This window comes from Oscillibacter sp. CU971, from assembly GCF_905219725.1.
Classification (GTDB): domain Bacteria; phylum Bacillota; class Clostridia; order Oscillospirales; family Oscillospiraceae; genus Oscillibacter.
Genome location: NZ_CAJMXG010000176.1, coordinates 1 through 6,416, shown reverse-complemented (window position 1 = coordinate 6,416; position 6,416 = coordinate 1). Strand labels below are relative to the sequence as shown.

Below are 6,416 nucleotides of genomic sequence, written 5' to 3'. Positions count from 1 at the left end.
CCCCTGCTCCGCCAGCTTCTTGATCTGGCCGAAGCGCTCCATGTCCACCAGCTTCCGGCAAAGGCCCCCCAGGGTGCCGCCGCCGATGCCGCTGCCGCAGAGGTGCCGGACGCCCCGGCCCTTTTCCGCGAAGAGAAAGGCGGTGCCGGTGCCCATGGTGGCGACGACGGCCTTGTCCTGCCCGCTCATGGCCAGGGCGCCGGTGCCGCTGGCGGAAAACTCGTCCACCACGCAGGTGGGCAGGCCGTAGATGTCCCCCTGCACGTAGGAGGCCCCCACGCCGGTGAGGACCACCCGCTCCACGTCCGCCAGGGTGAGCCCGTTTCCGGAGAGATAGCTTCCGAAAGCGCCGTAGAGGCTGGTCAGGGGATCTCCCGCCTGAACCCGGAGGGTGGAGAGGAGGGTTCCGGCATAGTCAAGGCCCACGATTTTCGTCGTGGTACCGCCGATGTCGATGCCGAGGATGGTTTTCATAAGCGCGTCCTCCCATGTTAATCTTCTGCCATTATGGGACATCCGGGAAGAAATGTCAACAGGACTTTGGGAGGGCCCGGAAAGAGGGAAAAAAGGGCGGCTTTCCTTGACAAATCTTCCCAAAAATGGTATGGTCAACATAGCTGTTTTCAGAAAACGGCGGGGGCTTCCAGCGGCTTTGCCGGCGGGGGCCCCAAACTAAGAAAGGGAAGGAAAAGAAAGGAGGAGAAACGTGAATCAAACCGATCAGCGCTATCACCATTTTGTGCAGATCCTGCGGGAGGAGCTGGTGCCCGCCATGGGCTGTACCGAGCCCATTGCAATCGCCTACGGCGCGGCCAAGGCACGGGAGGTTCTGGGCCGCCTGCCCGAGAAAATCCTGGTGGAGGCCAGCGGAAACATCATCAAAAACGTCAAAAGCGTGGTGGTGCCCAACACCGGAGGGCTGAAGGGCATCGAGGCGTCCGCCGCCGCCGGCGCGGTGGCTGGAGACGCGGGAAAGATCCTGGAGGTTATCTCCCAGGTGACGGACGCACAGAAAGAAGCGATCAAGGCCTATCTGGCGAGCCATGAGGTCCGGGTGGCCCCCGCGCCGGGGGACGTGGTGTTTGACATCATCGTCACTCTCACCGCCGGGGAGGACACGGTACGCCTGCGCATCGCGGACTATCACACCAACATCGTCCTGATTGAAAAGAACGGCGAGACCCTGCTGGAGGCGGGAGCCGTGGTGTCCCAGGACGCGGCCGGGGGCCTGACGGACCGCAGCTGCATGTCTGTGGAGGCCATTGTGGACTTTGCGGGCACCTGCGATATCGAGGACGTGCGGGAAATCGTCCAGCGGCAGATTGACTACAACTACGCCATCGCCCAGGAGGGCATGAAAAACCCCTGGGGGGCCAACATCGGCAAGGTCCTCCGGGAGCACTACGGCGACGACATCAAGATTCGCGCCCGGGCCATGGCCGCCGCCGGGTCCGACGCCCGGATGAGCGGCTGCGAGATGCCGGTTATCATCGTCTCCGGCAGCGGAAACCAGGGCATCACCGCCTCGGTTCCCGTCATTGAGTACGCGAAGCACCTGGGGGCGGACGAGGAGAAAACCCTCCGGGCCGTCACCCTCAGCGACCTTTTGACCATTCACATGAAGACCGGCATCGGGCGGCTCAGCGCCTACTGCGGGGCCGTCAGCGCCGGGTGCGCCTCCGGCGCCGCCATCGCCTGGCTGAACGGCGGGGGCTATGAGGAGATCGCCCACACCCTGGTCAACGCTCTGGCGACGATTTCCGGCATGATCTGCGACGGGGCCAAGCCCTCCTGCGCCGCCAAAATCGCCGCCGCCGTGGACGCGGGCCTCCTGGGGTACAACATGTACCGCAGCGAGCAGCAGTTCCGGGGCGGGGAGGGCATCGTCTCCAAGGGCGTGGAAAACACCATCGCCAACATCGGCCGCCTGGGCCGCCTAGGCATGCGGGAGACGGACCGGGAGATCATCCGCATCATGACCGGCCAGCCACCCAAGGCGTAAGGACTTCGCTTCCACCCGGCGTGCGCATGCGCAGGCTCCGCCGCGCGTATGCTGGAAGAAGACCGCGGAGCGGAATTTAAATGTGTTTCAACACAAGAAAGAGAGGAATCCTTATGGCCGCTGAGAAAAAGGGCATGAGCCTCCCCCTGAAGCTGCTGATCGGCATCGCCGTCGGCATCGTCTGCGGACTGTTCCTGCCCGAGAGCGTCATGACCATCGTGGTTACCCTGAAGTATGTCCTGAACCAGCTCATCATGTTCTGCGTGCCCCTGATCGTCATCGGCTTCATCGCCCCGTCCATCACCAAGATGGGCTCCAACGCCACCCGTATGCTGATGGTGGCCATCATTGTGGCCTACGCCAGCACCGTCCTGGCTACCCTGATGTCCATGATCGCGGGCTATGTCCTGGTGCCCTTCCTGCCCATCGCCTCCAGCATGGAGGGATTGAAGGAGCTGCCGGGCGTGGCCTTCCAGCTGGACATTCCCCAGATCATGCCCGTCATGAGCGCCCTGGTCTTCTCCGTCCTGATCGGCCTTGCCGCCGTGTGGACCAAGGCCAGGACCATCACCGCCGTGCTCCAGGAGTTCCAGAACATCGTCCTGAGCGTTGTGAAGAAGGTCGTCATCCCTGTTCTGCCCTTCTTCATCGCCCTGACCTTCTGCGGCCTCAGCTATGACGGCACCATCACCAAGCAGTTCCCCGCCTTCCTGCTGGCCATCGTCATCGTCATGGCGGGCCACTACATCTGGATGGCCGCGCTGTACGGCTTTGCCGGTGTGTACTCCGGCCGCAGCTCCATTGAGGTGGTGAAGCACTACGGCCCCGCCTACCTCACCGCCGTGGGCACCATGTCCTCCGCCGCCACCCTGGCCGTGGCCCTGGACTGCGCCCGGAAGAGCAAGAGCCTCCGCTCCGACATGGTGGAGTTCGGCATTCCCCTGTTCGCCAACATCCACCTCTGCGGCTCCGCCCTCACGGAGACCTTCTTCATCATGATCGTCTCCAAGGTCCTCTACGGCGAGCTCCCCAGCGTGGGCAATATGATCCTCTTCATCCTTTTGCTGGGCATCTTCGCCATCGGCGCCCCCGGCGTCCCCGGCGGCACGGTTATGGCCTCCCTGGGCCTCATCACCGGCGTCCTGGGCTTCGACGGCGACGGCACCGCCCTGATGCTTGCCATCTTCGCCCTCCAGGACAGCTTCGGCACCGCCTGCAACGTCACCGGCGACGGCGCCCTGACCCTGATCCTCACGGGCTACGCCGAAAAGCACGGCATCAAGGAGCAGGCCATCAAGTCCGTGGACCTCTGATCCCCCTCCAAAGCGCAAAACCATATTGAGAGCCGAGGCCCCCGGAGTACCCGGGGGCCCGGTTTTTCCCGCCCGGAGCCGGCGGGAGCTGCCCCTCTTATTAATTTTGGGCAGATTGTTTCAAATGTCCGGTGATTTCTTATGCTATTTATGTATTGCTTTCCAGAAAATGAACGATTATAATGGTAAGGCATTTAGGCAAACGTTTGCCAAGCGGACGGCGGGCACCGCCGCCCAGCGAACGCTAAAAATAACGGAGGAATGAAAATGAGCAAAAAGTACTGCTACCTGTTCACCGAAGGCAACGCCAACATGCGGGAGCTGCTGGGCGGCAAGGGCGCGAACCTGGCCGAGATGACCAACATCGGCCTGCCTGTCCCCCAGGGCTTCACCATCACCACCGAGGCCTGCACCCAGTATTACGAGGACGGCCAGAAAATCAACGACTCCATTATGGCCGAAATCATGGAGTATATCACCAAGATGGAGGAAATCACCGGGAAGAAGTTCGGCGACCTGGAGAACCCCCTGCTGGTCTCCGTCCGCTCCGGCGCCCGGGCCTCCATGCCCGGCATGATGGATACCATCCTGAACTTAGGCCTCAACGAGGACGTGGTTCAGGTGCTGATCCGCAAGTCCGGCAACCCCCGCTGGGCCTGGGACTGCTATCGCCGCTTTATCCAGATGTACTCCGACGTCGTTATGGAAGTGGGCAAGAAGTACTTCGAGCAGCTCATTGACGAAATGAAGGAAAAGAAGGGCGTCACCCAGGATGTGGACCTGACCGCCGAGGATCTCCAGGAGCTGGCGGGCCAGTTCAAGGCCGAGTATAAGGCCAAGCTGGGCGTGGACTTCCCCTCCGACCCCAAGGAGCAGCTGATGGGCGCCATCAAGGCCGTGTTCCGCTCCTGGGACAACCCCCGTGCAAACGTTTACCGCCGGGACAACGACATTCCCTACTCCTGGGGCACCGCCGTCAACGTCCAGTCCATGGCCTTCGGCAACATGGGCGACGACTGCGGCACCGGCGTTGCCTTCACCCGGAACCCCGCCACCGGCGAGAAGAAGCTCTTCGGCGAATTTTTGACCAACGCCCAGGGCGAGGACGTGGTGGCCGGCGTGCGGACTCCCATGCCCATCAGCCAGATGGCGGAGAAGTTCCCCGAGGCCTTCGGCCAGTTCGAGAATGTCTGCAAGATCCTGGAGGACCACTACCGGGATATGCAGGACATGGAGTTCACCGTGGAGGCCGGGAAGCTGTACATGCTCCAGACCCGCAACGGCAAGCGCACCCCCGCCGCCGCCCTGAAAATCGCCTGCGACCTGGTGGACGAGGGCATGATTGACGAAAAGAAAGCCGTGGCCATGATCGAGCCCCGGTCCCTGGACACCCTGCTGCATCCCCAGTTTGACGGCGAGGCCCTGAAGGCCGCCCCCGTGGTGGGCCACGCCCTGGGCGCTTCTCCGGGAGCCGCCAGCGGCAAGATCGTCTTCACCGCCGAGGAGGCCAAGGAGTGGGCCGCCCGGGGCGAGAAGGTGGTCCTGGTCCGCCTGGAAACCTCTCCCGAGGATATCGAGGGCATGAAGGCCGCCCAGGGCATCCTGACCGTTCGCGGCGGCATGACCTCCCACGCCGCCGTGGTGGCCCGGGGCATGGGCAAGTGCTGCGTCTCCGGCTGCGGCGAGATCAAGATGGACGAGGAAAACAAGAAGTTTGAGCTGGCCGGAAAGACCTATCATGAGGGCGACTGGCTGAGCCTGGACGGCTCCACCGGCAAGATTTACGACGGAGCCATCCCCACTGTGGACGCCGTCATCGGCGGCGAGTTCGGCCGGGTCATGGGCTGGGCGGACAAGTACCGCCGCCTCCAGGTCCGCACCAACGCCGACACGCCCCACGACGCCGCCCAGGCCCGGAAGTTCGGCGCCCAGGGCATCGGCCTGTGCCGCACCGAGCACATGTTCTTCAATGAGGACCGCATCCCCGCCATCCGGGAGATGATCTGCTCCGACACCCTGGAGCAGCGGGAGAAAGCCCTGGCCCGCCTGGAACCCATGCAGCAGAGCGACTTCGAGGGCATCTACGAGGCCATGGAGGGCTGCCCCGTCACCATCCGCTTCCTGGATCCCCCCCTGCACGAGTTCGTCCCCACCGAGGAGGCCGACATCGCCAAGCTGGCCCAGGATATGGGCAAGACCGTGGAGGATATCAAGGCCATCATCGCCGGGCTCCACGAGTTCAACCCCATGATGGGCCACCGCGGCTGCCGCCTGGCGGTCACCTATCCCGAGATCGCCGCTATGCAGACCCGGGCCGTTATCAAGGCCGCCCTCAAGGTTCAGGCCGCGCATCCCGACTGGAAGATGGTCCCCGAGATCATGATTCCCCTGGTGGGCGAGGTCAAGGAGCTGAAATACGTCAAGGGCGTGGTGGTAGAGACTGCCGACGCCATCATCAAGGAAGCCGGGTCCGACATGAAGTACCTGGTGGGCACCATGATCGAAATTCCCCGCGCGGCCATCACCGCCGACGAAATTGCCAAGGAGGCCGGATTCTTCTCCTTCGGCACCAACGACCTGACCCAGATGACCTTCGGCTTCTCCCGTGACGACGCCGGGAAGTTCCTGGACGCCTACTATGACCGGAAGATCTATGAGAACGACCCGTTTGCCAAGCTGGACCAGACCGGCGTGGGCCGTCTGGTGGAGATGGCGGCGAAGCTGGGCCGGGGCGCGAATCCCGATTTGCACCTGGGCATCTGCGGCGAGCACGGCGGCGATCCCTCCAGCGTGGAGTTCTGCCACCGCACCGGGCTGGACTATGTGTCCTGCTCTCCCTTCCGCGTGCCCATCGCCCGTCTGGCGGCTGCCCAGGCAGCTATAAAAAATCCCAGAGCGACCGAGAGCAAGTAAAAAGTTCTGAAAACCTATTGAAATAGGCTGAAATCGGAGCATATCACCTAAAACCACTGATTTTAAAGGTGATATGCTCCGATTATTTTATATGTCCAGGTAGGGTTTATAGGTAGGTTCCTGAGATGGGTGGCACGATGGAAGGGCCTTTCATTATGGCACGATGGCACACTGGAAGACACGGTGGA

Annotated in this window: 4 protein-coding genes; 3 read left to right on the top strand and 1 reads right to left on the bottom strand. The window is 62.6% G+C overall.

Going from position 1 to position 6,416, the window contains the following annotated elements:
• The coding region (locus tag JX325_RS11550) for a BadF/BadG/BcrA/BcrD ATPase family protein (protein WP_279380533.1) at window positions 1–474 on the bottom strand (474 nt) is incomplete at its 3' end.
• A 232-nt stretch (window positions 475–706) separates the two neighbouring features.
• Here JX325_RS11550 and JX325_RS11545 point away from each other — a divergent pair.
• From JX325_RS11545 to ppdK, 3 genes are all read left to right on the top strand, one after another.
• Window positions 707–2,002, top strand: a complete 1,296-nt coding sequence (locus tag JX325_RS11545) for a serine dehydratase subunit alpha family protein (protein WP_204791267.1) — start codon at window positions 707–709, stop codon at window positions 2,000–2,002.
• Between the two features lie 113 nt (window positions 2,003–2,115).
• Entirely contained in the window at window positions 2,116–3,315 is a 1,200-nt protein-coding gene (locus tag JX325_RS11540; RefSeq protein ID WP_204791266.1) for a dicarboxylate/amino acid:cation symporter, read from the top strand.
• 267 nt (window positions 3,316–3,582) lie between these two features.
• On the top strand, window positions 3,583–6,228 hold the full coding sequence (ppdK, locus tag JX325_RS11535; RefSeq protein WP_204791265.1) for a pyruvate, phosphate dikinase: 2,646 nt from the start codon (window positions 3,583–3,585) through the stop codon (window positions 6,226–6,228).
• Window positions 6,229–6,416: the final 188 nt, after the last annotated feature.

Excerpts from the sequence above, each read along its gene's own strand:
- JX325_RS11540 (WP_204791266.1), top strand. The coding sequence starts at position 2,116 with ATGGCCGCTGAGAAAAAGGGCATGAGCCTCCCCCTGAAGCTGCTGATC.
- ppdK (WP_204791265.1), top strand. The coding sequence starts at position 3,583 with ATGAGCAAAAAGTACTGCTACCTGTTCACCGAAGGCAACGCCAACATG.